Annotated in this window: 1 pseudogene; it reads left to right on the forward strand. The window is 43.3% G+C overall.

The annotated features are described in order from the left end of the window. Positions 1-143: 143 nt before the first annotated feature. Positions 144-464: pseudogene (gene papG-II / locus HV826_RS36480) on the forward strand (P fimbria tip G-adhesin PapG-II); the annotation flags it as partial.

Raw genomic sequence — 464 nt, forward strand, 5'->3', positions numbered from 1 at the left:
AACGTTCACCTTTACTTCAGTGCCCTTTCGTAATGGCAGCAGGACACTGAATGGCGGGGATTTCCGGACCACGGCCAGTATGAGCATGATTTATAACTGAGTCATACCTAAATGAATAACTGTAATTACGGAAGTGATTTCTGATGAAAAAATGGTTCCCAGCTTTGTTATTTTCCTTGTGTGTGTCTGGTGAGTCCTCTGCATGGAATAATATTGTCTTTTACTCCCTTGGAGACGTTAACTCTTATCAGGGAGGGAATGTGGTGATTACTCAAAGGCCACAATTTATAACTTCGTGGCGCCCGGGCATTGCTACGGTAACCTGGAATCAGTGTAATGGTCCTGAGTTCGCTGATGGCTCCTGGGCTTACTACAGGGAGTATATTGCGTGGGTAGTATTCCCCAAAAAGGTTATGACCAAAAATGGATATCCCTTATTTATTGAGGTTCATAATAAAGGTAGC

This window comes from Myxococcus sp. AM010 (assembly GCF_013372585.1).
Classification (GTDB): domain Bacteria; phylum Myxococcota; class Myxococcia; order Myxococcales; family Myxococcaceae; genus Myxococcus; species Myxococcus vastator.